This is a genomic window from Ideonella alba (assembly GCF_018069845.1).
Classification (GTDB): domain Bacteria; phylum Pseudomonadota; class Gammaproteobacteria; order Burkholderiales; family Burkholderiaceae_C; genus Ideonella; species Ideonella alba.
In genome coordinates this window covers 37,864-62,731 of the sequence record NZ_JAGQDD010000008.1, presented here as the reverse complement: position 1 = coordinate 62,731, position 24,868 = coordinate 37,864, and the positions used below count along the sequence as shown (strand labels likewise).

24 protein-coding genes, 1 other RNA gene and 2 riboswitches are annotated in these 24,868 nt (G+C 69.9%); of the genes, 10 read left to right on the top strand and 15 right to left on the bottom strand.

Annotation, left to right across the window (positions count from 1 at the left end; translation table 11 throughout):
- Window positions 1–3 precede the first annotated feature (3 nt).
- On the bottom strand, window positions 4–378 hold the full coding sequence (gcvH, locus tag KAK03_RS12540; protein ID WP_210854299.1) for a glycine cleavage system protein GcvH: 375 nt from the start codon (window positions 376–378) through the stop codon (window positions 4–6).
- Between the two features lie 29 nt (window positions 379–407).
- Window positions 408–1,553: a glycine cleavage system aminomethyltransferase GcvT gene (gene gcvT / locus KAK03_RS12535; RefSeq protein ID WP_210854298.1), complete on the bottom strand. Its 1,146-nt coding sequence runs from the start codon at window positions 1,551–1,553 to the stop codon at window positions 408–410.
- Between the two features lie 45 nt (window positions 1,554–1,598).
- A riboswitch (glycine riboswitch) is annotated at window positions 1,599–1,710 on the bottom strand.
- Between the two features lie 13 nt (window positions 1,711–1,723).
- A riboswitch (glycine riboswitch) is annotated at window positions 1,724–1,811 on the bottom strand.
- 61 nt (window positions 1,812–1,872) lie between these two features.
- Between gcvT and KAK03_RS12530 the strand changes: the two genes are divergently transcribed.
- From KAK03_RS12530 to KAK03_RS12520, 3 genes are read left to right on the top strand one after another with little or no spacing between them, the layout of a single operon-like run.
- Window positions 1,873–2,664, top strand: coding sequence for a nitroreductase family protein (locus tag KAK03_RS12530; RefSeq protein WP_210854297.1), 792 nt, complete (start codon window positions 1,873–1,875; stop codon window positions 2,662–2,664).
- A gap of 52 nt (window positions 2,665–2,716) precedes the next feature.
- Complete coding sequence (locus KAK03_RS12525; protein WP_210854296.1) at window positions 2,717–4,366, top strand: acyl-CoA synthetase; 1,650 nt, start codon at window positions 2,717–2,719, stop codon at window positions 4,364–4,366.
- A gap of 20 nt (window positions 4,367–4,386) precedes the next feature.
- Entirely contained in the window at window positions 4,387–5,172 is a 786-nt protein-coding gene (locus KAK03_RS12520; RefSeq protein WP_210854295.1) for an enoyl-CoA hydratase, read from the top strand.
- A 69-nt stretch (window positions 5,173–5,241) separates the two neighbouring features.
- Here the strand turns inward: KAK03_RS12520 and ffs are convergent.
- Window positions 5,242–5,339, bottom strand: an RNA gene (gene ffs, locus KAK03_RS12515) — signal recognition particle sRNA small type.
- Window positions 5,340–5,393: 54 nt separating this feature from the next.
- On the opposite strand from ffs, the gene KAK03_RS12510 reads away from it, so the two are divergent.
- Window positions 5,394–6,074, top strand: a complete 681-nt coding sequence (locus KAK03_RS12510) for a response regulator transcription factor (protein WP_210854294.1) — start codon at window positions 5,394–5,396, stop codon at window positions 6,072–6,074.
- A gap of 7 nt (window positions 6,075–6,081) precedes the next feature.
- On the opposite strand, the gene KAK03_RS12505 is transcribed toward KAK03_RS12510, so the two are convergent.
- The 4 genes from KAK03_RS12505 to KAK03_RS12490 form a co-directional block, all read right to left on the bottom strand.
- Window positions 6,082–7,560, bottom strand: a complete 1,479-nt coding sequence (locus KAK03_RS12505) for a sensor histidine kinase (protein WP_210854293.1) — start codon at window positions 7,558–7,560, stop codon at window positions 6,082–6,084.
- Between the two features lie 26 nt (window positions 7,561–7,586).
- Window positions 7,587–8,273 (bottom strand): Crp/Fnr family transcriptional regulator, encoded by a 687-nt coding sequence (locus KAK03_RS12500; RefSeq protein ID WP_210854292.1) that lies wholly within the window; start codon window positions 8,271–8,273, stop codon window positions 7,587–7,589.
- 121 nt (window positions 8,274–8,394) lie between these two features.
- Window positions 8,395–9,522 carry an AIR synthase-related protein gene (locus tag KAK03_RS12495; RefSeq protein WP_210854291.1) on the bottom strand — a complete coding sequence of 376 codons (1,128 nt, stop codon included), beginning with the start codon at window positions 9,520–9,522 and terminating at the stop codon, window positions 8,395–8,397.
- A 48-nt stretch (window positions 9,523–9,570) separates the two neighbouring features.
- Window positions 9,571–10,554 carry a hypothetical protein gene (locus KAK03_RS12490; protein WP_210854290.1) on the bottom strand — a complete coding sequence of 328 codons (984 nt, stop codon included), beginning with the start codon at window positions 10,552–10,554 and terminating at the stop codon, window positions 9,571–9,573.
- Window positions 10,555–10,597: 43 nt separating this feature from the next.
- Between KAK03_RS12490 and dnaX the strand changes: the two genes are divergently transcribed.
- Genes dnaX through recR form a run of 3 tightly spaced genes read left to right on the top strand, consistent with a single transcriptional unit; the run spans window position 10,598 to window position 13,546 of the window.
- Window positions 10,598–12,574: a DNA polymerase III subunit gamma/tau gene (gene dnaX, locus KAK03_RS12485; RefSeq protein WP_210854289.1), complete on the top strand. Its 1,977-nt coding sequence runs from the start codon at window positions 10,598–10,600 to the stop codon at window positions 12,572–12,574.
- Window positions 12,575–12,624: 50 nt separating this feature from the next.
- Window positions 12,625–12,951, top strand: a complete 327-nt coding sequence (locus tag KAK03_RS12480) for a YbaB/EbfC family nucleoid-associated protein (RefSeq protein ID WP_210801245.1) — start codon at window positions 12,625–12,627, stop codon at window positions 12,949–12,951.
- A 4-nt stretch (window positions 12,952–12,955) separates the two neighbouring features.
- A complete protein-coding gene (gene recR, locus KAK03_RS12475) occupies window positions 12,956–13,546 on the top strand; it encodes a recombination mediator RecR (protein WP_210854288.1) in 591 nt (196 codons plus the stop codon).
- Window positions 13,547–13,551: 5 nt separating this feature from the next.
- Here recR and KAK03_RS12470 read toward each other — a convergent pair whose 3' ends face one another.
- On the bottom strand, window positions 13,552–15,153 hold the full coding sequence (locus KAK03_RS12470) for a transglycosylase SLT domain-containing protein (protein WP_210854287.1): 1,602 nt from the start codon (window positions 15,151–15,153) through the stop codon (window positions 13,552–13,554).
- The gene (gene gloB / locus KAK03_RS12465) at window positions 15,150–15,914 is read right to left on the bottom strand and encodes a hydroxyacylglutathione hydrolase (protein ID WP_210854286.1); all 765 of its coding nucleotides are present in this window, start codon (window positions 15,912–15,914) and stop codon (window positions 15,150–15,152) included. The genes KAK03_RS12470 and gloB overlap by 4 nt, the downstream gene beginning before the upstream one ends.
- A gap of 65 nt (window positions 15,915–15,979) precedes the next feature.
- Here gloB and KAK03_RS12460 point away from each other — a divergent pair, with 65 nt between their 5' ends.
- Both KAK03_RS12460 and rnhA read left to right on the top strand, forming a co-directional pair.
- Window positions 15,980–16,774: a class I SAM-dependent methyltransferase gene (locus KAK03_RS12460; protein ID WP_247661126.1), complete on the top strand. Its 795-nt coding sequence runs from the start codon at window positions 15,980–15,982 to the stop codon at window positions 16,772–16,774.
- Window positions 16,767–17,201, top strand: a complete 435-nt coding sequence (gene rnhA, locus KAK03_RS12455; RefSeq protein WP_210801250.1) for a ribonuclease HI — start codon at window positions 16,767–16,769, stop codon at window positions 17,199–17,201. Before KAK03_RS12460 ends, rnhA begins: the two co-directional genes overlap by 8 nt.
- Window positions 17,202–17,225: 24 nt before the next feature.
- Here rnhA and KAK03_RS12450 read toward each other — a convergent pair whose 3' ends face one another.
- The 6 genes from KAK03_RS12450 to KAK03_RS12425 all read right to left on the bottom strand — a co-directional run bounded on the left by KAK03_RS12450 (window position 17,226) and on the right by KAK03_RS12425 (window position 23,493).
- Entirely contained in the window at window positions 17,226–18,701 is a 1,476-nt protein-coding gene (locus KAK03_RS12450; RefSeq protein ID WP_210854284.1) for an autotransporter outer membrane beta-barrel domain-containing protein, read from the bottom strand.
- Window positions 18,702–18,811: 110 nt separating this feature from the next.
- Window positions 18,812–19,933, bottom strand: a complete 1,122-nt coding sequence (gene moaA, locus KAK03_RS12445; RefSeq protein WP_210854283.1) for a GTP 3',8-cyclase MoaA — start codon at window positions 19,931–19,933, stop codon at window positions 18,812–18,814.
- A 68-nt stretch (window positions 19,934–20,001) separates the two neighbouring features.
- The gene (locus KAK03_RS12440) at window positions 20,002–20,631 is read right to left on the bottom strand and encodes a C40 family peptidase (RefSeq protein ID WP_210854282.1); all 630 of its coding nucleotides are present in this window, start codon (window positions 20,629–20,631) and stop codon (window positions 20,002–20,004) included.
- Window positions 20,632–20,752: 121 nt separating this feature from the next.
- Window positions 20,753–22,402: a PhoH family protein gene (locus tag KAK03_RS12435; RefSeq protein ID WP_210854281.1), complete on the bottom strand. Its 1,650-nt coding sequence runs from the start codon at window positions 22,400–22,402 to the stop codon at window positions 20,753–20,755.
- A gap of 142 nt (window positions 22,403–22,544) precedes the next feature.
- A complete protein-coding gene (locus KAK03_RS12430; RefSeq protein ID WP_210854280.1) occupies window positions 22,545–23,021 on the bottom strand; it encodes a peroxiredoxin in 477 nt (158 codons plus the stop codon).
- A 94-nt stretch (window positions 23,022–23,115) separates the two neighbouring features.
- The gene (locus KAK03_RS12425) at window positions 23,116–23,493 is read right to left on the bottom strand and encodes an Mth938-like domain-containing protein (RefSeq protein ID WP_210854279.1); all 378 of its coding nucleotides are present in this window, start codon (window positions 23,491–23,493) and stop codon (window positions 23,116–23,118) included.
- A gap of 137 nt (window positions 23,494–23,630) precedes the next feature.
- Here KAK03_RS12425 and KAK03_RS12420 point away from each other — a divergent pair, with 137 nt between their 5' ends.
- A complete protein-coding gene (locus KAK03_RS12420; protein ID WP_210854278.1) occupies window positions 23,631–24,863 on the top strand; it encodes a pyridoxal phosphate-dependent aminotransferase in 1,233 nt (410 codons plus the stop codon).
- The last annotated feature ends 5 nt before the right edge of the window (window positions 24,864–24,868 follow it).

The following is a 24,868-nucleotide window of genomic DNA, read 5'->3' as shown; positions in this document are numbered from 1 at the left end:
AAATCAGAGGGTCTTGAGCAGCGCGTCGTAGGCCGGCGGGTCCATCAGCTCGTCGAACTGGGCCATGTCGGTGACCTTGACGGTGAAGAACCAGCCCTTGCCCAGCGGGTCGGAGTTGGCCAGCGAGGGGTCGTTGCGCAGCTCTTCGTTGACCTCGACGATCTCGCCGGTGACCGGCATGTAGATGTCGGCAGCGGCCTTGACCGACTCGACCACGCCGGCCACGTCGCCCTTGGCGTAGGTCTTGCCCACCTCGGGCAGGTCGACGAAGACCACGTCGCCGAGCGCGTCCTGCGCATGCAGCGTGATGCCGACGACGGCGGCCTCATGGTCCTCGATGTTGATCCACTCGTGGTCGGCGGTGAACTTGGTCGTCATGGGTTGGCTCCTGTGGGGGGATGGGGAGGTCAGCCGCGGTAGTAGCGGTTCGGGGTGAAGGGCATGGCGGTCACGGTCATCGGCAGGCGCTTGCCGCGCACCTCGGCGAACACCTGGGTGCCGACGGCCACGTAGGCCGGCGGCACATAGGCCATGGCCACCGGCTGGCCGACGGTGGGGCCCAGCGTGCCACTGGTGACAGTGCCCAGGGCCGTGCCGTCGGCGGCGAAGAGGGCGGTGCCTTCGCGCACCGGGGCGCGTTCCTGGCCGAGCAGACCGACGCGCTTGCGGGCGGCGCCGGCGGCCAGCTGGGCGTCGATCACCGCGGCGCCGGGGTAGCCGCCGGCGCGCGCGCCACCGGCGCGGCGGACCTTCTGGATGGCCCAGGTCAGCGCGGCCTCGACCGGCGTGGTGGCGGTGTCGATGTCATGACCGTACAGGCACAGGCCGGCTTCCAGGCGCAGCGTGTCGCGCGCGCCCAGGCCAGCGGGCTGCACCTCGGGCTGTGCCAGCAGTGCGCGGGCCAGGGCCACGGCCTGGTCCTGGTGCACCGAGATCTCGAAGCCGTCCTCACCGGTGTAGCCCGAGCGGGTGACAAAGCAGTCAAGGCCGTCCAGCGCGAAGCGGCCACCCGTCATGAAGGTGAGGCTGGCGACATCCGGGTTCAGCCGGGCCAGCGCGGCCACTGCCTGCGGGCCTTGCAGCGCCAGCAGCGCGCGCTCGGGCATCGGGATGACCTGGCAGCGCTGGCCGATGCCGGCCTGCAGGTGGGCGATGTCCTGGGCCTTGCAGCCGGCGTTGACCACCACGAACAAATCACCGAAGGCCGCGCGCGCGTCCAGCGCAGGGCGGGTGACCATCAGGTCGTCGAGCAGGCCGCCCTGCTCGTTGGTGAACAGCGCATAGCGCTGCTTGCCCACCGGCAGGTCGACGATGTCCACCGGCACCAGGGTTTCCAGCGCAGCGGCGGCGTCGGCGCCGACCAGGCGCAGCTGGCCCATGTGCGAGACATCGAACAGCGCCGCCGCCGTGCGGCAGTGGCGGTGCTCGGCCATCAGCCCGGCGGGGTACTGCACCGGCATGCTGTAGCCCGCGAAGGGCACCATGCGAGCGCCCAGTTCCAGGTGCAGGTCGTTGAGGGGGGTGGTCAGCAAAGGGGTGTCAGGCGTGCTCATCAGGGCGGTGTCCAAGGGGCAGTTCGGGAAGGTCTGGCCGTTCGAAATGCCCCCGCTGTCCGCTTTACCTGAGAGATTGACCCCGCCGCGTCAGACGGCCGGGCTTGCCCCTTCGGTGGACGGACTCCAGGGTCCGCCTCTCTCCAGTGAGGAGCGCGTGACCTGGGCCACGCGCCTTGCCAGTCCTTTTGCCTGAGCGTTCGGGTGGGCCCTGCGCCTTCGGCGGCCCCGGGTGGGGCTCTCTCCTGACAAGCGGGCACTGTAGCAGTGCGCGGCCGCTGAGGCATCATGTGCGAACCCCAATTGCCCACCCGCCGTCATGACCGAGGCCGATGCTTTCCACCGCCTGCTGCAGGCCCACCGCTCGATCCGGTGTTTTCGCAGTGACCCGGTGGACGATGCTCTGGTGGACGCGTGCCTGGTGGACGCGCTGCAGGGCAGTTCGTCCAGCGGCAACCTGAACATGGTGTCGGTGGTCAAGACCCGCGACCAGGCCTCGCGCCGCCAGTTGCATGCGCTGCACGGCGAGCAGGACATGATCCTGCAGGCGCCTCTGCTGCTGACCTTCTGCGCCGACACCCACCGCACCCGGGCCTGGCTGGCCGAGCGTGGCGCCCGGCTGGGTTTCTCCGACCTGGTGAGCTGGCACGTGGCCAGCTTCGACGCGATGATCATCGCCCAGACCGCCGCACTGGCACTGGAAAGCCATGGCCTGGGCATCTGCTACATGGGCACCACGCTGTTCTCGATGGCGGCCATTGCCGAGCTGCTGGGCTGCCCCGACCACGTGCTGCCGGTGACCACGCTGGTGGTGGGCTGGCCCGACGAGGCGCCGGCCCAGCGTGACCGACTGCCAGCGAGCGCCTGGATCCATGACGAGCGCTACCAGCGCCTCGACGCCGCCAGCATCGAACGCGATTTCCGCGAGCGCGAGGAGCGTGGCAAGGCGCGCTACCTGGCGGTGCCGCACATGGCCGAGCGCTGGCGCGAACTGGGCATCGAGTCGCTGGCCCATTACTACACCAGTCCGATCAAGTACGACCCGGACGTCTTTGCCGAGTTCAGCGCCGAGATGGAGCAGGCCTTGCGCCGCAACGGCTTCCTGGCCTGATCGCCACCGCCGGCAGCGCTACAGTCCGCACACACCGCCCGGGAGCTTCCACATGACGTCGATCTACGACCTGCACCTTGACCGCAACCCCGCCAACCACGTGCCGCTGTCGCCGGTCAGCTTCGTGGAGCGCAGCGCCGAGGTGTTTGCCGACCTGCCGGCGGTGATCCACGGCGCGCGCCGCTACACCTGGGCCCAGGTGCGCGGGCGCAGCGCCCGGCTGGCCGCCGCCTTGCGTGCACTGGGCGTGGGGCGCGGCAGCACCGTCACGGTGATGCTGCCCAACACCCCCGAGATGGTCGAGGCCCACTATGCGGTGCCCGCGCTGAACGCGGTGCTCAACACCCTGAACACGCGGCTGGACGCCTCCTTGCTGGCCTGGCAGATGAACCACTGCGAGGCCCAGGTGGTGATCACCGACACCGAGTTCGGCCCGGTGATGTACGAAGCCCTGCGCCTGCTGCGTGAGAAGCATGGCCGCGACCCGGTGGTGATCGACGTGGCCGACAGCGAGCACACCGGCCGTGCCGAACGCGTGGGCAGCCACGAGTACGAGGCCCTGCTGGCCGCCCATGCGCCGCTGGCCCGGCTGGACGGCCCGGCCGACGAGTGGGATGCGATCGCGGTGAGCTACACCAGCGGCACCACAGGCGACCCCAAGGGCGTGGTCACCCACCACCGGGGCGCCTACCTCAACGCAGTGTGCAACGCCGCCACCTGGACCATGCCGCACTTCCCGGTCTACCTGTGGACGCTGCCGATGTTCCACTGCAATGGCTGGTGCTTCCCGTGGACCATCGCGATGCTGGGCGGCACCCATGTCTGCCTGCGCAAGGTGGATGCGGCCCACATCCTGGCGGCGATGCGCGAGCACCGTGTGGACCACTACTGCGCCGCCCCCATCGTGCACAACCTGCTGATCAGCGCCGACCCGGCGCTGCGCGACGGCATCACCCAGCGCGTGCGCGGCATGGTGGCCGGCGCGGCACCGCCGGCGGCGATGATCGAGGGCATGGCCAGGCTGGGCTTTGACATCACCCACGTCTACGGCCTGACCGAGGTCTACGGGCCGGCCTCGGTGGCGGTCAAGCGCCCCCACTGGGCCGGTGAAAGCCTGTCCGAACAGACCCGCCTGAACGGTCGCCAGGGCGTGCGCTACGCGCTGCAAGAGGGCATGACGGTGATGGACCCCGAGACCATGACCGAGGTGCCGGCCGATGGCCAGACCATGGGCGAGATCATGTTCCGCGGCAACATCGCGATGAAGGGCTACCTGAAGAACCCGTCGGCCACCGACAAGGCCTTCGAGGGCGGCTGGTTCCATACCGGCGACCTGGCCGTGCTGGAGCCCGACCGCTACGTCAAGATCAAGGACCGCAGCAAGGACATCATCATCTCGGGTGGCGAGAACATCAGCTCGATCGAGGTGGAGGACGCGCTGTACCGCCACCCGGCGGTGGCCGCCTGCGCGGTGGTGGCCAAGCCGGACCCGAAGTGGGGTGAGACGCCGGTGGCCTTTGTCGAGCTGGCTGCCGGTGCGCAGGTCAGCGCCGAGGACCTGGTGGCGCATTGCAAGGGCCTGCTGGCCGGCTACAAGGTGCCGCGCGAGATCCGTTTCGAGCCCATCCCCAAGACCAGCACCGGCAAGATCCAGAAGTTCATGCTGCGCGACCGCGCGAAGTCGGCGCAGGCCTTCGAATGACGACCCCAGGAGACACCCCCATGCTGACCACCGAAGACCCGCTGCTGCTGCGCAACCAGGATGCGCGCGGCGTGCTGACGCTGACGCTGAACCGCCCGCAGGCCTTCAACTCGCTGTCCGAGGCCATGCTGGCCGCGCTGCAGACCGAGCTGGACGCGATCGCCCGCGACGACAGCGTGCGCGTGGTGGTGCTGGCCGCGGCCGGCAAGGCCTTCTGCGCCGGCCACGACCTGAAGGAGATGCGCGCCGACCCGTCGGAGGCCTACTACCGCCGCCTGTTCGCCCAGTGCGCCAAGGTGATGATGGCGATCCAGAAGCTGCCGGTGCCGGTGGTGGCCAAGGTGCAGGGCATTGCCACCGCGGCCGGCTGCCAGCTGGTGGCGATGTGCGACCTGGCGGTGGCCGCCAGCAGCGCCCGCTTTGCGGTCAGCGGCGTCAACCTGGGTCTGTTCTGCTCCACGCCGGCGGTGGCGCTGAGCCGCAACCTGGGCCGCAAGGCGGCCTACGAGATGCTGGTGACCGGCGAGTTCATCTCGGCCGACGAGGCGCGCGCCAAGGGCCTGGTCAACCGCGTGGCCGCGCCCGAGGCGCTGGACGAGGCGGTGGAGGCACTGGTGGCCAGCATCGTGGCCAAGCCGCGGGTCGCGGTGGCGATGGGCAAGCAGCTGTTCTATCGCCAGCTGGAATCCGGCATCGAGGCGGCCTATGTCGACGCCGGCCAGACCATGGCCTGCAACATGATGGACGATTCGGCGCTGGAAGGCGTGCAGGCCTTCATCGACAAGCGCGCACCCAGCTGGAAATGAGCCTGGGAAAGTGCCTGGAAATGAATCAGCCGCCGGCGCCCAGGGGCGCACGGCGGCTGACGGTAAGAGGGTGACGAGCCTGAACCCCGGCACTGGTCACAACGGTTAGGGCTGCTTGGTTCCCCACCTGACCCGGTTGGCCGCGCTTCCATGCGAGGAGGCCCGTCACTGCCCATTGTAGGCGAGATGAACCGTCTGCGCCGGCCACTACACTCTCAGCCATGCTGCCTCATTCCCTCGCCCTGGTCGATGACGATGCGGACTTCAGCGGTTACCTGGCCGAGTTCCTGACCGGACTGGGCGTGTCGGTCAGCAGCTTTGCAGACAGTGACGACCTGCTGACCAGCGACGGCGCCTTCGAGCACGAGTTCTACGTGGTCGACCTGATGCTGCCCGGCATCGATGGCCTGGACCTGCTGCGCCTGCTGCGCAAGCGCACCAATGCCGGCATCCTGGTGGTCTCGGGCAAGCTGGGCAGCGACGTCTTCGGCCATGTCATCGAGGCCGGTGCCGACATGCTGCTGGTCAAGCCGGCGACCTTCGAGCAGATCCTGACCGGCATCCGGGCGATCTACCGGCGCAGCGGCCGCGGAGGGTCGCAGCAGGAGGTCTGGGTGCTGGATGCCGCGCACGCCACGCTGCGGGCGCCCGACGGTGCGCTGATCGAGCTCAGCCCGACCGACCTGCAGGTGATGGAGAGCCTGCTGGAACACCCCGGCCAGACCGTGGGGCGCGATGAATTGACGCGTCGGCTGGGCCTGGACAGCGAGGACCCCAACGCGCTGCACGCCACCATCTACCGCCTGCGCCGACGCATCGAGCGGGCCACCCCGGCGCTGGTGCCGCTGCAGTCGCGCTCGCGCCAGGGCTACCTGTTCAAGGCCGAGTTGCGGCGCGCCTGACGGCGGCTCAGGCCAGGCGCTGGCGCGGGCTGGTGCGGGTGTCGGGCCAGGGAAACAGCATCGTGGCCTCCAGCCCGCTGGGCTGGACCGGGCGCAGCACCAGCTGGCCGCCGTGCACCGACATGATCTGCCGCACCACGCTCAGCCCCAGGCCCTGGCCGCGCTGGCTGGGGAAGGGCTTGTGGTGGGTGGCCGGGTCGTCCAGGTGGGCCCAGTGCGAGGCGCTCAGGCCATGGCCGTGGTCGCACACCGACAGGGCCATGCCATAGGGCGAGTGGCTCTCCTCGATGCGCAGTTGCACCAGCGACTGACTGTCGCCGCCGTGGACGAACGCGTTGCGCAGCAGGTTGCGCAGTGCCAGGCGCACCAGGCCCGGCTCCACCTCCAGCGTGCGCAGGCGCGTCAGGCGCTCGACCACCACGCGCTGCCGCTGGTCGGGGGCCAGGTCGCCCATCACCAGCTCGATCAGCAGGTCCAGGTCCACGTCCTGCAGCGTGACCTGTTCGCGACGGGTCAGGATCTGTGCGGCGGCCAGCGTGTTGTCCAGCACCGAGCGCAGCTCGCCCAGCACGGTCTCGGCGGCGTCCAGGCGCTCGGCGATGGCCTGCACGTCGGCCCGCGGGCCGCGCAGCGCCGCCCCGGCCGACAGCAGGGCGCCGGTCGCGCGGTGCAAGGGCTGACGGATCTCATGGGCCAGCACCCCCAGCAGCTGCTCGCGTTCGCGGGCCAGCGCGTCGAGCTGGGTCAGCGCCTCGGTCAGCTGGCCGGCGTGCTGCTCGGCCGATTCGCGGCGGGCTCGCTCGGCGTACTCGGCGGCCTGGGCGCGGGCCTCGCTGGAGCGCACGCGGTCCAGCACCATGCCCAGGTAGGCCACATTGCCGAACAGGCCCAGCGCGTAGCACATCACCCAGGTGGCCAGATTGGCCGGGGTCAGCGCGGCCACATTGGCCGATGGCGGGTCCCACAGCGCCCAGACCACGCGGCTGGCCGCCACCGCCGCCCAGGCGCCCAGCAGCGCGGCCAGCCATTGGCCGCTGCGCGAGGGCAGCACCGCCGCCGCCCGCCAGGCCAGGCGGGCGTTGATGGCGAAACCCGCGGCCAGCACGCTGGCCGCGAAGAGGAAGCGTGGCGTCACGCCCGCCAGCACGTCGATCAGCAGGTAGGCGGTGCTCAGCAGCAGCCACAACGCGGCCAGCAAGGCGGGCGGCGAGGACTCGCCGGCTTCGCGCCGCAGCGCCAGATGGGTCAGCAGCATGCCGGCAAAGGCCAGCGCATTGGCGAGGGGGAATCCCGCCCAGTCCGGCACGATGCCGCGCAGGCCCAGCAGCAGCATCCAGCCGCCGGACGCCACCGCGGCGAAGGCCCAGGGGCGCAGCCGGTCGCTGCCGTGGCGCTGGCGCAGCAGCAGCCAGCAGCTGACCCCCAGCAGGGCCTGGGTGATCGAGGAAGCGACGAACAGCGAGGGGACGGAGATCAGCGAGAGCATGGGCGCCGGCCGCGGCGGCCCGGCGATCAGGCCATTCTGCGCAGCACGATCGAGCCATCGGCCCGGTAGCGGATGGTACGCGCCGTCTCGAGTTCCTTCATCGTGCGGCTGACCATCTCGCGCGAGGCGCCGATCATCTTGGCCAGATCCTGCCGCGCTATGCGCTCGCGCAGCACCCATTCGTCGCCGTCGGGCACGGACAGGTCCAGAAGGCGCTGCAGCAGGCGTTCGCCCACATCCTGGTGGGCCAGCGAGGCCACCCGGCGGTAGGCGGTGCGCACCCGTTGTGACAGCTGCAGCAGCAGCACCTGCGCCACCTGCGGCCGCGTGGCCAGGGTGATGGCGAAGACATTGCCCGGCACCACCAGCAGGTCGCATTCCTCTTCGCTGCGCACGCTGCTGGAGTGCGGCTGGCCGTCGATCAGGGCGAGGTCGCCCAGCGGGTCGCCGACGCGGATCAGGTCGATGATGACCTCGCGGCCGCGGGGGTCGGTGCGGAAGCTGTGCGCACGGCCCGACAGCAGCACGCCCAGCTCGGAGGTGCGGGCGCCCTGGACCTGGATCAGTTCGCCGCGGCGGGCGCGGCGCTTGCTGCAGTGGCGGGCGAGCTCGTCGGCAGCCGGCTCATCCAGGCTGGCGAACAGCGGCAGACGGCGCAGCAACTGAGCCAGGCTGACCGTTTCCTGGCCACGGGCCGGCCACGCCGCCGCCACCGGGTCCGTCCTGGCTCCGGTTGCGACGTCGGTCGCCTGCCATGGCTGTCCATGCTCGCCCATTCATCTCCCTCTGATCAGGGAGAATCATATCTGAGCTTTCAGATCAGAAAATGAGGATTCACCGCAGTTGCAGATCGTCGCTGGCGAAGCGGATGCCCAGGGGCTCGATCAGCAACTGCTTGGCACCGGCCTCCACCTGGCCGGCAAGCACCGCCTCGACACCCTCGGCGCGGGCGATGGCCACGGTCTGCTCGGCCTGCTCGCGCGGCACGAACAGCGCGAAACCGGCGCCCATGTTCAGCGTGGAATAGGCCTCGCGGTCATCGTGACCGGCGTGCTGCTGGATGAAGCGCAGCACCGGCGGCACCGCGGGCACGGTGTGGATGCGGTAGGTCAGCTCGGCCGGATGACGCAGCAGCTTGCGCCAGCCATGGCCGGTGATGTTGGCGCTGTAATGCACCGTCACGCCGGCGCGGGCCAGGGCCTCGGTGACCGGGCTGTAGAGCACGGTGGGGGCGAGCAGGGCCTCGCCATAACTCAGGCCCGGCGCCACCTCGGTCAGGTAGCCCTGGGGCAGGCGCTCGGTCAGCTTGCGCGCCAGGCTCAGGCCATTGGCGTGGATGCCGCTGGAGGCCAGCAGCACGATGGCGTCACCCGCGCCTAGCTGATCGCCCACGCTGAGGCGGCTCTTGGGGTTGATGATGCCGGTGCACGAAGCCGCCAGGTCGATGCGGCCAGACTCGACGATGCCGGCCAGCGCCGGCGTTTCACCACCGCCCCAGGCGACACCACAGCGGTCGCAGGCGGCCTTCCAGCCGGCCACCAGGGCCTGGGCGCGCTGCGCGTCACCGAACCAGTCGCTGCCACCGGCGGCCCAGTAGGCCTGGACGACCAGCGGCGTGGCGCCCACGGTGATCAGGTCGTTGACCGCCATCGCGATCGTGTCCTGGGCGATGCCATCGTAGTAGCTGCGGCCGGTGAGGGCCTTCATCTCGTCGGCGACCAGGGCCTTGGAGCCCAGGCACTCGACAATGCTGGCCAGGTAGAACGGGCCGACGTCGACCACATAGGCCGACTCGCCGCGCGAGGCCGGCACTTCGGTGAAGCCGTGGCCAGCCAGGTGGCCGGCGGTGGCAGCCGCCGCGCGCTGCGCGGCGACCTTCAGCGGATCGATCAGGTCGTAGTTGACACCGGCCTGCTCGTAGCTGAGCGACGCGGTGGATGCGGAGGGGGCGGGAGCACTCATGGCGGGATTATCCCGCAGGGGCTCCCGCCCCCGATCCGGCGCCGGGCGTCAGAGCCCCAGCTTGGCCTCGTCGACCATCGCGCGGCCGAGCTTGGCAGCGGTGGCACCCAGCTGCTTGGCTGCGGCGCTGACCACCGCCAGGCGCGTCTCGGCACCGCCTTGCCGACCGGCGTAGGCCAGCGCCATGGCGTTGGCCAGCTCACGCACCAGCGGCTCCCACGGCGGCACCGGGCCCTTGTCGGTCAGCCCGCCACCGTCGGCGGTGACGCCGAAGATGATGCGCACACCGGCTTCGTAGACGCGACCGTCCAGCTTGGGAATGCTGCTGCCACCGCGCGGGCGCTGGTAGAACGCAAAGGCCACGGCCATGCTCTTGGTGGCGGTGGACAGCACGGCGCCATTGACGCTGTCGGCCCCCGGCGGGCTCACGACCAGCAGCTGCCAGCTCTGCAGCAGGCGCGGCCCGATGGATGCGAAGGCGGTGATCTGCTCGGGCGCACGGGTGGGCACCAGGCCCAGTTCATTGGCATTGAAGCTCAGGTCGGTGTCGGGGGCGACGCTGACGAAGTCGTCGTCGAAGAAGTCACCGACGTCGACATCGAAGGCGTCGATGTAGGTGCCCGGCTCGCCGATGCCATCGCCGCCGGTGGGCAGGTACCAGGCGGTCACGCCGATCGGCGTGTCGCCCACCGGCACGCTGAGCGCGGGGTTGGTGGAGACGAAGGCGCCGTCGGCGCCGCCGGTGACCGACCAGAAGGCGAAGTTGGCGCTGTGGCTCACGCCGTCGCCATCGGTCCAGTTGGCCGTGGGCGGTGCCCAGTCGGTGTAGGGTGAGCTGCTGACGGTGTTGTCGAAGGGGGGCGTGATGTCGGCGGCCGAGCTGCCCGGATGGCGGCGGCGGCCGGCGGCGGTGTAGGTGACATAGCGGGTGTGGACGACGGGTATGAGGGGCTCCTTGTCGGGGCAGGTGATGAGGGCTTCATCGTCGGCCGCGCTGCCGCCCGGCCCAACCCCCAGGGACGCCAACGCCACCCCCTTCGCCCCGGGGGGCGGGGGGCCGCCTAGAATCCGTGGCATGAGTTACGTCGTCCTGGCCCGCAAGTACCGCCCGCGCAGCTTCGAGGACATGGTCGGCCAGGACCATGTGGTGCGTGCCCTGACGCACGCCCTGGAGCAGCAACGCCTGCACCACGCCTACCTGTTCACCGGCACACGCGGCATCGGCAAGACCACGGTCTCGCGCATCCTGGCCAAGAGCCTGAACTGCCAGGGCGCCGACGGCCAGGGCGGCATCACCGCGCGTCCCTGCGGCGTGTGCAGTGCCTGCCGCGAGATCGACGCCGACCGCTACATCGACTACATCGAGCTGGACGCGGCCTCCAACCGCAGCATCGACGAGATCCGCGAGCTGATCGAGCGGGCCGCCTACAAGCCCAGCGTCGGCCGCTTCAAGGTCTTCATGATCGACGAGGCGCATCAGCTGACCAAGGACGCCTTCAATGCGCTGCTGAAGACGCTGGAGGAACCGCCCGAGTACCTGAAGTTCGTGCTGGCCACGACCGACCCCGAGAAGATGCTCCCCACGGTGCTGAGCCGCTGCCTGCAGTTCAACCTGCGGCCGATGGCGCCGCCCACGGTGGCCGAGTACCTGGAGCGCGTGCTGGCGGCCGAGGCCATTCCGGCCGAGCCCGGCGCTCTGCGCCTGCTGTCGCGCGCCGCGCGCGGCTCGATGCGCGACGCCTTGTCGCTCACCGACCAGGCGATCGCCTATGGCGGTGGCCGACTGGAGGAGGCCGGCGTGCGGGCGATGCTGGGCAGCGTCGACCGCCGCCACGCGCAACGCCTGGTGGCGGCGCTGGCCGGCCGCGACGGTCGGGCCGTGCTGGACGAATGCGAAGGTCTGCGCCGCCAGGGCCTGTCGGCCAGCGCCACGCTGGAGGAGATGGCCCGGCTGCTGCAGCAGATGGCGGTGGAGCAGGCCGTGCCTGGCGCCCTGGACGCGTCCGACCCCGACACCGAGCCCGCGCGTCGCCTGGCACCGGCGCTGGCGGCGGACGAAACCCAGCTGCTCTACAGCATCTGTCTGCAGGGCCGCGCCGAACTGGGCCTGGCGCCGGACGAGCACGCGGGGCTGGTGATGGTGCTGCTGCGCTTCCTGGCCTTCCCGCCGGCGACTGCCGGTGGTGCAGGGGGGGCGTCGGGTGGCAGTGCCGGCTCTGGCGGACGCGGCACCGGCGCGGCGGGCCCGGGGGCGGTGGCGATGTCGGCGGGCCCTGTGGCGGCGCCACCGGCGGCCATGCCGGTTCCGGCACCGGCACCGGCGCCGGCACCGGCGCCGGTCGCGGCCAGGCCCGTACCGGAACCGGTTCCGGCACCAGTTCCGGCGCCTGTCGCGGTGCCTGCACCCGTTGCGGCGGCGCTAGTCAGCGCCGCAGCCCGCCTGGCCCAGGAGGCCGCCGAAAAGGCCCGTGCGCGCGCCGCCTCGCGCCCGCCCGAACCCCAGGACGAGGACGGTCCGCCGCCCTGGATGGACGAGGCGCCACCCGTCGATGCCTTGGAGCCCGGCGAGACGATCATCCCGGCCAGCGCCGAGGTGGCCAGCGAGCCGATCGAGCTGTCCGTCCCGGCCGCGAGTGCGCCGGCGGTCAGCCTGCGCCGCACGCCGCTGGGCGATGCCTGGGCCGAGGCCGTGACGGCGTTGCAGCAGGCGGGCCTGGTCAGCGCGCTGGCGCGCGAGCTGGCGATGCAGGCCGAGCTGGTGGCCACCGACGGCGAGCGCTGGACCCTGCGTGTCGAGCGCGACAGCCTGCGCAACGCGCCGCTGCTGGACAAGCTGCAGGCCGCACTGCGCCAGCTGCCGGGCCACGCAGGCCGGTCGCTGGCCACCGAGCCGGGCTTGGCCCAGGATTCCCCCGCGCTGCGCGACGCCGAAGCCGCGCGCCAGCGCCAGGCCGAGGCCGAGGCCGCCTTCCGTGCCGACCCGCTGGTGGTGGCGGCACTTCAGCAATTCGCCGGCGCGCGCATCGTGCCCGGCACGGTGCGACCGCACTGAACACCTGGCGCCGCCCTGGCGCCTGACGATCCACGAAAGGAAGAATCGCGATGATGAAGGGTCAATTGGCCGGCCTGATGAAGCAGGCCCAGCAGATGCAGGACAACCTGAAGAAGGCCCAGGAAGAGCTGGCCCAGGTTGAGGTCGAAGGCCAGTCCGGCGCCGGTCTGGTGAAGGTGGTGATGACCTGCCGCAACGATGTGCGCCGCGTCAGCATCGACCCCAGCCTGCTGGCCGACGACAAGGACATGCTGGAAGACCTGGTCGCGGCGGCCTTCAATGACGCGGTGCGCCGCGCCGAGGCCACCAGCCAGGAGCGCATGGGCAAGCTGACCGCCGGCCTGCCGCTGCCCCCCGGCATGAAGATGCCGTTCTGACACCGTGGCAGGCAGCGGCGCGCTCGAGACACTGGTGGAGGCGCTGAGGCGCCTGCCCGGCGTTGGGCAGAAATCGGCCCAGCGCATGGCCTACCACCTGCTGCAGCACGACCGGCTGGGCGCCGGCGTGCTGGCGCAGGCGCTGGAGCGCGCGGTGGCGTCGGTGCAGCATTGCCAGCGCTGCCACACCTTCAGCGAGGCACCGGTGTGCCCGGTGTGCCGCGACACCGGTCGCGATCGCCGGCAGCTCTGCGTGGTCGAGTCACCGGCCGACCAGGCTGCGCTGGAGCGCACCGGCAGCTACCACGGCTACTACTACGTGCTGATGGGCCGCATCAGCCCGATCGACGGCCAGGGCCCGGAACAGCTGCGCGCCGACGGCCTGCTGGCGCGGGCGCTGGACGGCGAGGTGGAAGAGGTCATCCTGGCCACCAGCTTCACCGCCGAGGGCGAGGCCACCTCGCATGTGCTGGGCGAATCCCTGCGCGCCCGCGGCCTGAAGGTCACGCGCCTGGCGCGCGGCGTGCCGGCGGGCAGTGAGCTGGAATACGTCGACCTCTCGACGATCGCCCACGCGCTGGTCGACCGCCGCTGAGCAGATCAGCGACGGGTGCGGGTGGGCGCGGCCGGGCGGCGGGTGGTGGCCGGTGCCTTCTGACGGGCACCCGGCGCGGCGCGCTTGGTGGCCTGCGGCACCATCACGATGTAGGTGCTGCCCGGCTTGAACACCGCGTTGGTCGACACCTTGTTCCACTGCGCCACCATCGCCGCCGAGGTGCGGTAGCGCTGCGCCACCGACGCCACGCTGTCGCCGCGCTTGCCGGCGCGCAGCGTCAGGCGGCGCATCGGCGGCAGGTCGGGTGCCAGCGCGATGGTGGCGTTGTCGGCCAGGTGCTCGGACACATCGGCATTGCGACCAGCGGTGCGTGGCACCAGCAGCGTCGAGCCGGCCTTGACCAGCATGCGCGGCGGGATGCGGTTGATGTCGCGCAGTTCGGACTCGCTCATGCCCACCTGCCTGGCCGCATCGGCCGGCCGCAGGGTCTTGGGCGCGACCCAGGCGGTCCAGCTGGCCAGCGGCCCGCGGTGGGCCTTCAGGTTGCCGACGAAGCGGCCGGCGTTGTCGAAGGGCAGCAGCACCTGCTCGGTGCCGGCGGCCAGGATCACCGGCTTGTTCATCTGCGGGTTGAGCTGGCGGAACTCCTCGACCGAGATGCCGGCCAGGCGCGCCGCCAGATCGACATCGATGTCGCGCTGGATTGGCACGCTGACGAAGTACGGGTGGTTCTTCAGCTCGGGCAGCGCCAGGCCGTAGTTGTCGGGTGCGGCGATCAGGTTCTTGATCGCCTGCAGCTTAGGCACGTAGTAGCGCGTCTCGTCGGGCATGCGCAGGCTGCTGTAGTCGGTGGGCAGGCCGGCCTTCTGGTTGCGGGCGATCGCGCGCTGCACATTGCCTTCGCCCCAGTTGTAGGCGGCCAGGGCCAGGTGCCAGTCGCCGAACATGTTGTTCAGCCGGCTCAGGTAGTCCAGCGCCGCGCGGGTGGAGGCCAGCACGTCGCGGCGATCGTCGCGGAAGATGTTCTGCTTGAGCGCGTAGTCCTTGCCGGTCATCGGCATGAACTGCCACATGCCCGAGGCACGGGCGGTGGACAGCGCCTGCGGGTTGAAGGCGCTCTCGACAAAGGGCAGCAGCGCCAGCTCGGAGGGCATGCCGCGGCGCTCGACCTCCTCGACGATGTGGAACAGGTAGCGCCCGCCGCGCTCGGTCATGCGGCGCATGTAGTCGGGCTTGCCACCGTAGTGCTGCTCGGCCCGGCGCACCCAGTCGTCCGACAGGTCGGGCATGGCGAAGCCCTTGCGCACGCGGCCCCACAGGTCGCTGCGCGCGGCGCTGTCGTTGATGTCGAGCACGCGGTCCGGGTGCACCGGGTCGACGATCGGACCGGTGGCCGGTTCCTCGGCCGCGCGCACCGGGCTGGCTTCGGCGGCCACCGGCGTTGTGCCAGGCGGCGAGGCGGGCGTGGCGTCCAGCACCATCGCGCTGCCCGGGGGTTGCAGCGTCAGGCGCGGCGGCGGCTCGGGTGACGGGGCCACTGGGCGGACCACCGGGCCGGTCACGCCCGCAGACGGGGTCGCGCAGCCGGCAGCCAGGAGGGCGATGCAGCAGCCCAGCAGGGTCGGAAGCAGTCGGTGAAGGGTCATCGGAACTCGTTCTTCCAGGCGCGCAGCGCCGCAAACACGTCGTCGGGGCGGTCGCTGGCAGCACCATGCGCCAGCCCGCTGGCCACCAGCGCCGGCTGGTCGCAGCGCAGGAAAGGGTTGATCTGTCGTTCCTGCGCCAGCGTGGTGGGCAGGCTGGGGCGGCCGTCGGCACGCACCGCCTCGACCCACTGCCGATGCGACGCCAGCGCGGCATTGTCGGGCTCGGCCGCCATCGCAAAGCGCAGGTTGGACAGCGTGTACTCGTGGGCACAGCACACCAGGGACTCGGGCGGCAGCGCCATCAGCCGCTGCAGCGAGTCATGCATCTGCGCGGCCGTGCCTTCGAAGAGCCGGCCGCAGCCGGCCGAAAACAGCGTGTCACCGCAGAACAGCAGCGGAGGATCGGCGGCCACCGCAAAGGCCAGGTGGCTGCGGGTGTGGCCCGGAACGCCGATCACCGACACGGCCCAGCCTCCCCAGGCCAGCGTGTCGCCATCGTGCACCGGCTGGACCTGCCCGGCCAGGCGGCTGTCGTCGGGGCCCCAGACCGCGCCTTGCAGATGCGGGCGCAGGGCCGCCAGACCGTCCACGTGGTCGGCGTGGTGGTGGGTCACTAGAATGCCGCCGAGGGTCAGCCCGCGCTGCGCAAGGGCTTGCAAGACCGGCGACGCGTCGCCCGGATCCACCACCAGGGCTTGCTGGCCCTGGATCAGCATCCAGACGTAGTTGTCGGCGAAGGCGGGGAGGGCGAGCAGTTCCATCGATGGCTGGCGAACACGCGATTATAGATTTGGGGGGGTGGCTGGATACCCCGGCAGGCCGCTGCATGCTGGCCTGGGAGCAGACCCTGCTGGACGAAGCCGTGGCCGACTCCTTCGGCTTTCATGCGCTGCAACTGGGCCTGCCCGAGATGGATGGCCTGCGCAACAACCGCATGCCGCACCGCTGGCTGGCCTGTGAGCACGATGAGGCCGTCGCGCCCATGGCCCTGGACCCGGTGCCCGACGGGTTGGCCAGCGTGCTGCCCACCGGTGGCGCCACGCTGCGCTGCCAGCCCGAGGCGCTGCCGTTCCCGGACGAGTCGCTGGACCTGGTGCTGTTGCCGCACACGCTGGAGCTGGTGGACGATCCGCACCTGGCGCTGGCCGAGGCGGCCCGCGTGCTGCGGCCGGAAGGGCGCCTGATCGTGTCGGGCTTCAACCCGGCCAGCCTGTGGATGCTGCGCCAGCGCATGGGGCACCTGGCCCGCAACGCCAGCCTGGGCAGCGGCCCACTGTTCCTGCCCGACACCGGCGAGGCGATCGGCTACTGGCGGCTGCGCGACTGGATGCGTCTGGTGCACCTGGAGCCTGAACGGGGTCGCTTTGGCTGCTACCGCATGCCCTGCCGCAGCCAGGCCTGGCTGCAGCGCTGGCGCTGGATGGAAGGCGTGGGCGAGCGCTGGTGGCCGGTGCTGGGGGCGGTGTACCTGCTGCAGGCGGTCAAGCGCGTGCGCGGCATGCGTCTGGTCGGCCTGTCGCCGCGGCGTCGGCTGCGGCTGGCTGCCGGGCCTGCGGTGGCGGCCAACCGACACTGGCGCGGCGGCGCCTCGGCGCACGAGACAATCGCTCCCCATGACTGATGTGACGATCTACACCGACGGTGCCTGCAAAGGCAACCCGGGCCCCGGCGGCTGGGGCGCCTGGCTGCGTGCCGGCAGCCACGAGAAGGAACTCTTCGGTGGCGAACGCCAGACCACCAACAACCGCATGGAGCTGACCGCGGTCATCGAGGCCCTGTCCACGCTCAAGCGGCCCTGTGCGGTGGCGATCTACACCGACAGCGAGTACGTGAAGAACGGCATCACCACCTGGATCCACAACTGGAAGCGCCGCGGCTGGCGCACCGCGGATGGCAAGCCGGTGAAGAACGAGGAACTCTGGCGCCGCCTGGATGAACTGGTCGCCGGTCACCGCGTGTCCTGGCACTGGGTCAAGGGCCACGCAGGAGACCCCGGCAACGAGCGCGCCGACGCGCTCGCCAACCGGGGTGTGGAACAGGCGCGCTGAGCCGGCAGCGCGCCTGGCGCGCGCTCAGGGCACCGGATCGAAGATCTGGAAGCAGGCGTGCGTGTTGATGGTCTGCAGGAAACTCAGGTCAAAGACGTCGGCCTGCTGCGAGCCGGTGAACTGGATCGACTCGAAGCCGTAGGCGGTCATCTTCGCGCCGGTCGACAGGTCGGTGATGGTGGCCACGCAGCTCGGGTTCCAGCCCGTGATCTGGTACTGCGAGGCCGGGCCAACCAGGGTCAGCGTGTCGTTGCCCCAGCAGCCATCGACCCAGCTGCAGTTGGAGAAGCTGCCCACCGTCAGGGTGTCGTTGCCCAGTCCCATCTGGATGCCGCCCTGGTTGCGCGCGACGCTGGCCGCGTCGTCGCCGCAGCCGGTGTCGAGCACGCAGCTGAGCGTGCCGCCGACCCAGGCGCGGTCATTGCCGTCGCCCAGCCAGGCCGATCCCAGGGCACCACCCACGTGCAGCTGGTCATTGCCCCAGCCCAGGTTGGCAATGTTGGCGTTGCCGTCGACGAACACCCGGTCAGTGCCGCAGCCGCCGGTGACGGCGCAGTTGACGTTGTCGCCCACGTAGAGCTGGTTCAGGCCGTTGCCCAGCAGCATGTCGCCGACGCTGCCCTGGACCGAGAGCAGATCGTCGCCACAGCCGACGTACAGGTGCTCGGCGTTGCCACCGATCTTGACGATGTTGGCGCCGTCGCCCAGGTTGGCCACGCACAGGTTCTCGACCACGTTCAGCCCGTCATTGCCCCAGCCGGCCAGCACCGTGCCGGCATTGCCGCCCACATTGATGCAGTTGTTGCCATTGCTGGCGCAGCCCACGCCCAGGTCGCCGAACACGACATAGCGGTCGTTGCCGCAGCCCGAGTTGATGTTGCAGGCGTCGCCACCCACGGTGATGTGGTTGCTGCCGTCGCCCAGGCAGGCCGTGCCGAGCTGGCCGTCGATCGTGACGCGGTCATCGCCGCAGCCCGAGACCATCGCGCCCACGTTGCCGCCCACGTCCAGGGTGTTGTTGCCCCAGCAGAGGTCGGCAAAGCACAGGTTGCCGTTGATGCTGACCGTGTCGTCGTCGCCGCCGGTATAGACATGGCCGGCGTTGCCGCCCACCTGCAGGCTGTTGTCGCCCCATCCCAGTGAGGCCGTGCCCAGGTCGCCGCCGATGCGGACCTGGTCGTCACCGCAGCCGGTGTTCAGGCAGCTGACGGCGCCCACCACGTCGATCACGTCGTTGCCGCCCCCCAGCGTGATGCTGCCCACGCTGCCGCCCACGCTGACCGTGGTGCTGCCGAAGAGGTCGGTGATCGACTGCACGTTGCCGCCCACCTGGATGCGATCATCACCCTCACAGGTGTTGATGCAGGCGGCGCTGCCGGTGATCGTGACGCTGTCGTTGCCACGACCCATCGTCACATTGCGGATATCGCCGTCGATGGTCACCGACTGGTCGGCGGTGGACCACCACTTGTACAGATAGACGTCCTGGGTGCTGCTCATGGGCTCCTCCGGGTGAAGAATCGACTGTTACCGTATGTTACTCGCGTAACCAGTCGCCAAGCCACCCGCAGGAACCGCTGCCCCCCTAGGTCATAGTCGCTGGAGCGACCTCATCCGCCGATGTAGTGCATCTCGATGCGTTGGCGCGGCGCATCGGACGGTGCCGATGCGGACCGCAACTCGGAGTAGCGGTCCTCGCGCCGACCCCACAGGCGCGACACGGCGGCGGCCAGCTGGACATCGGTGGCGCCGTTGCGCAGCAGCGCGCGCAGGTCATGGCCGCGGCTGGCGAACAGGCAGGTGAACAACTTGCCTTCGGTGGACAGCCGCGCCCGGTTGCACTCGCCGCAGAAGGCCTGGGTCACGCTGGAGATGAAGCCCACCTCACCGCGGCCGTCGGCGTAGGCGAAGCGCTGGGCCGTCTCGCCCGGGCTGCGCGCCGGCAATGGCACCAGCGGCCAGGCCTGGGCCAGCAGCGCGCGCACCGCGTCGCTGGGCAGCACCTCGTCCATGCGCCAGCCATTGGTCGCCCCGACGTCCATGTACTCGATGAAGCGCAGCACCACCTGCGGGCCATAGTGGTCGCGCATGTGGCGGGCCAAGGGCACGATCTCGTGCTCGTTGGTGCCGCGCTTGACCACCATGTTGACCTTGATCGGGCCGAAGCCGGCGGCCAGGGCGGCGTCGATGCCGGCCAGCAAGTCACCCACGGGGAAGCCGACGTCATTCATGCGCTGGAAGATGGCGTCGTCCAGCGCGTCCAGGCTCACGGTGATGCGCGTCAGGCCGGCGGCGCGCAGGGCCGGCGCGTGGCGGGCCAGCAGCGAACCGTTGGTGGTCAGCGTCAGCTCCAGTGGGTCGCCCGCGGGCGTGCGCAGTTCGGCCAGCAGGCGCACCAGTTCATCCAGGTGCTTGCGCATCAGCGGCTCGCCGCCGGTCAGGCGCAGCTTGGTCACACCATGCAGCGCGAACACCGAGGCCAGCCGGGTGATCTCCTCGAAGCTCAGCAGCGAGGACTGGGGCAGGAAACGGTAATCCCGGTCGAAGACTTCCTTGGGCATGCAGTAGCTGCAGCGGAAGTTGCACCGGTCGGTGACCGAGATGCGCAGGTCGCGCAACGGCCGGCCCAGGGCGTCGGACAACAGCCCGTCCGGCGCGGGCGCGTCGGCAGGGATTTCGGGGATGTCGGCCAGCGCACGCAGGTCCGACAAGGCAATGACTTTCTCACCCATGGCCTGCGCATGCTAACGGCAGTTGGCCGACCCGCGCCTGAGCAGGCCCGGCCCGGCCAGGGACAAGCTCACTGCGGGGTGCGCAGCGGCTCGGTGGTCTGCGGCGCTCGGCGCGCGCCGTTGAAGCGCTGCGACCAGTAGGCGATGCGCATGTCTTCGACCCGGACCTGCTCCCCGGTGCGCGGCGAGTGGATGAACTTGCCGTCACCCACATAGATGCCCACATGGGAGAAGGCCCGGCGCATGGTGTTGAAGAACACCAGGTCGCCCGGCTTGAGGTCTTCCATTGGAATCGACACCAGGCCAGGAGACGCTGCCTGCTCGGCCGCACGGCGCGGCAGCACCAGGCCCACGCTGTTCTCGAACACGTAGCGGGTGAAGCCGGAGCAGTCGAAGCCCTGATCCTCGGTGCCACCGCCACGGCGGTAGCGCACACCGATGAAGTTCATCGCGGTGAGCACCAGGTCAGACGCCTTGTCGCGCACCTGTGACAGCAGCGTGGGTGCGCTGCTGGGCGCCGCCGCCGCCGGCACCACGCCCTTTTCCTCGAGCAGGCGCATCACGGCGTCGCCACCTTTGGGCGCTGCGCTGTCGGGGTTGGCCCAGGTGGCGGTCTCGCCAGTGAGCAGGGCCAGCCCCAGGGCTGTCGCGGTAAACAGGCGCCGGGCTCGGCCGGTCGCGCGGGGCGTCACATCCATCACGGCGCGCAGCATAGGCAGGCGTCAGGCATGTGTCAAGGCTGAAAACTCAAGCGAGACAAGAACTTGGCGCGATTTCTTCGGGTTGAGGAGATCAGGGATGCCCCTGATCCCGCCCCGTTCAGAGTACTTCGGAGGCGTAGTCGGCCAGGCGCGAGCGTTCGCCGCGCGCCAGTGTCACATGGCCGGCATGCGGCCAGCCCTTGAAGCGGTCGACCGCGAAGGTCAGGCCCGAGGAGCCCTCGGTCAGATAGGGCGTGTCGATCTGCGCCAGGTTGCCCAGGCAGACGATCTTGGTGCCCGGGCCGGCCCGGGTGATCAGGGTCTTCATCTGCTTGGGCGTCAGGTTCTGCGCCTCGTCGATCAGCACGAACTTGTTCAGGAAGGTGCGCCCGCGCATGAAGTTCATGCTCTTGATCTTGATCTTGCTGCGCACCAGGTCGTTGGTGGCGGCGCGGCCCCATTCGCCAGCGGTGGCGTCGGTCTTGGCCAGCACCTCGAGGTTGTCATCGAGCGCGCCCATCCAGGGACCCATCTTCTCTTCCTCGTTGCCGGGCAGGAAGCCGATGTCCTCGCCCACCGGCACGGTCACGCGGGTGACGATGATCTCGGTGTAGCGGCGCTCATCGAGCACCTGCGACAGGCCGGCGGCCAGCGTCATCAGCGTCTTGCCGGTGCCGGCGGTGCCGGTGAGGGTGATGAAGTCGCACTCCGGGTCCATCAGCAGGTTGAGCGCGAAGTTCTGCTCGCGGTTGCGTGCGGTCACGCCCCAGGCGGCGTTCTTGGCGTGGGTGTAGTCGCGCAGGGTCTTGAGCACCGCGGTCTTGCCACTGAGCTCGGTGACCCGGGCGTAGAGTGGCGCCTCACCCGGCTGCTCCAGGTAGACGAACTGGTTGACCATCAGCGCCGGCACCAGCGGGCCGCTGATGCGGTAGAAGGTGTGGCCACCTTGCTGCCAGCTCTCCATGGTCTTGCCGTGCTTGTCCCAGAAGTCGGGGGGCAGCTGCAGCACGCCGGTGTAGAGCAGGTCGCCGTCGTCGAGCGCCTTGTCGTTGAAGTAGTCCTCGGCGGCCAGGCCCATCGCCCGCGCCTTGATGCGCATGTTGATGTCCTTGGACACCAGCACCACCTCGCGGCCGGGGTGCTGCTCGCGCAGCGACTGCACCACGCCCAGGATCTGGTTGTCGGCCTTGCCCTGGGGCAGGCCGGCGGGCAACTTGGCATCCAGCAGCGTGGTCTGGAAATACAGGCGGCCCAGGGCCTCGCGGTGGCCTGTCTTGGCCAGCGCGATGCCATCGGTGGGCGCCAGGTTGCCGTCGGCGGCCAGCGCGTCGAGCTCACGGCTGACCTGGCGCACGTTGCGCGAGACCTCGGACATGCCCTTCTTGTGGCCGTCGAGTTCCTCCAACGTGATCATCGGCAAGTAGATGTCGTGCTCGTCGAAGCGGAAGATCGACATCGGGTCGTGCATCAGCACGTTGGTGTCGAGCACGAACAGCTTGGCCGGGCCGCTGCGCTTGGGCGCCGCGCGGCGCTTGGGCGCCGGCGCGGGCTTGGCGGCGGCGGGGGCCTTGGCCGCACGCACCGGCGCCGTGGCGGCGGGCAGCGGGGCGGCGTCACGCTTGAGTTCAAGCGGCGCGACCGGGCGGTCGTCCTGGGGATCGGGCGCGGGGCGGGCGGCGCTGCGGGCCGTCTTCGGCGCTGCCTGGGCCTCGTATTCGCTGGGGGGAAGGATGGTGGCTCGGGTGACGGGGGGCTTGGGCAGGGGCATGGACGGCGACAGCGGTTCAGGCAACAAAAAAGCCGCGCGGACAACCGGGCGGCTTCTTGGGGAGCGATCGGGGGACGATCAGCGCGAGCGTCTCGGGCATGGCCCCATCATACACATGCGGCCGCAGCCGCCCGTGCGGGCCTCAGGCGGCCTTCTTGAGTTCCTTCACGGCCTTCAGGACTTCGTCCACATGGCCGGCCACCTTGATGCCCCGCCACTCGGCGCGCAGCACGCCCTGGGCATCGATCAGGAAGGTCGAGCGCTCGATGCCCTTGACCTTCTTGCCGTACATGATCTTGTTCTTGACCACACCGAACATGTGGCAGAGCTTTTCCTCGGTGTCGGCGATCAGCTCGAAGGGCAGCTCCAGCGTCTGCTTGAACTTCTCGTGCGAGGCCATGTTGTCGCGCGACACGCCGAACACCACCGCACCCGCCTTGACGAAGTCCTTGTGCTGGTCGCGGAACTGCATGGCTTCCGTGGTGCAGCCGGGCGTGTTGTCCTTGGGGTAGAAATACAGCACCACCGTCTGGCCCAGGAACGCGTGGCCGGTGAACTTGACACCGCCCGTGGCCTGGGCTTCGATCTCGGGAAGGGCTTTGTTGAGGGCTGGCGTCATGAGGATTTTGTCTTCTTGCTGAGCGCCCCGGCGAGGCTTAGCCAGTGATTATAAGGGGATGGGCCCCCCTTTTCCGACGGGCGGGGCCGCGGCCTCAGGCCGGTGGCAGCAGGAAGGCACCCAGCACGCGGCGGCCCTCGGTGACCAGCACATTGAAGGTGCGTGCGGCGGCGGCGGTGTCCATGGTCTCGATGCCGATGCGGCGCTCGATCAGCGCCGAGTACAGCGACGGGTGCACGAAGCGCTGGCGCTCGCCGCTGCCGAACACCACCAGCTCCGGCGACCAGGCCAGCAGGCGCCCGAAATGCTCGGCCGTCAGTTCGCCCGGCGCCTGCGCCGGCCAGGCCTCGACCTCGCCCCGCCAGGGCACCAGCAGGCTGCTCTGGAACGGGGTCTGGTGCACCCAGATGCGGCCCGGCTCAAGGCGGGCGATCACGTTGACGCCGTCCAGGGCATCGGGCTGGAATTTCATCGGTGGATCCCGTGCAATCGCGTTGGGGGCCGGGCGGCGGCGGCGCGCGACGCCGATCGGCTGGCCCCCTATGGTTAAATTATAGGTTTTTGCAGTGCATCAAAGCGGTGCACGTCCCCCTGCTGAGGAGCCCCGGTTTGAAGAGCATCGCCAAGTCCAGCAAGCTGGCCAACGTCGGCTACGACATCCGCGGCCCGGTGCTCGACAAGGCCCGGCAGATGGAGGAAGAGGGCCACAAGATCATCAAGCTGAACATCGGCAACGTCGCCGCCTTCGGCCTGATGCCGCCCGACGAGATCGTCCAGGACATGATCCGCAACCTGTCCTCGCAGGTGGCGGCCGGCTACACCGACAGCAAGGGCCTGTTCGCACCCCGCAAGGCGGTGGTGCACTACTGCCAGGAGAAGAAGATTGCCGGGGTCACGGTGGATGACGTCTACCTGGGCAATGGCGCGTCCGAGCTGATCTCGATGAGCATGAACGCGCTGCTCGACGAGCATGACGAGGTGCTGATCCCCTCGCCCGACTACCCGCTCTACACCGCGGTGGTGTCGCTCTCCGGCGGCACGCCGGTGCACTACCACTGCGACGAGGGCAGCGGCTGGCTGCCTGACCTGGATGACATCCGCAAGAAGGTGACGCCGCAGACCAAGGCGATCATCGTCATCAACCCGAACAACCCGACCGGCGCGCTCTACCCGGACGCGATCCTGCAGGGCATCGTCGACATCGCGCGCGAGCACCAGCTGATCGTCTTCGCCGACGAGATCTACGACAAGACGCTCTACGACGGCGTCACCCACACCAGCATCGCCTCGCTGGCCGATGACGTGCTGTTCCTGACCTTCAACGGCCTGTCCAAGAACTACCGCTCCTGTGGCTACCGGGCCGGCTGGATGGTGGTCTCGGGCAACAAGAAGCGCGCCAAGGACTACATCGAGGGCCTGAACATGCTGGCCTCGATGCGCTTGTGCGCCAACACGCCCGGCCAGATGGCGATCCAGACCGCGCTGGGCGGCTACCAGAGCATCAAGGACCTGGTGGCGCCGGGCGGCCGCCTGTGCAAGCAGCGCGACCTGGCGTATGAGTTGCTGACGCAGATTCCCGGTGTCAGCGTGGTCAAGCCGCAGGCGGCGCTGTACATGTTCCCGCGCCTGGACCCGAAGATGTACCCGATCGAGGACGACCAGCAGTTCGCCTACGAGCTGCTCGCCGACGAGAAGGTGCTGATCGTCCAGGGCACCGGCTTCAACTGGCCCAGCCCCGACCACTTCCGCCTGGTCTTCCTGCCCAACGCCGACGACCTCACCGAGGCTATCGGCCGCATTGCCCGCTTCCTCGACGGCTACCGCAAGCGCCACGCCGTCTGAACCGT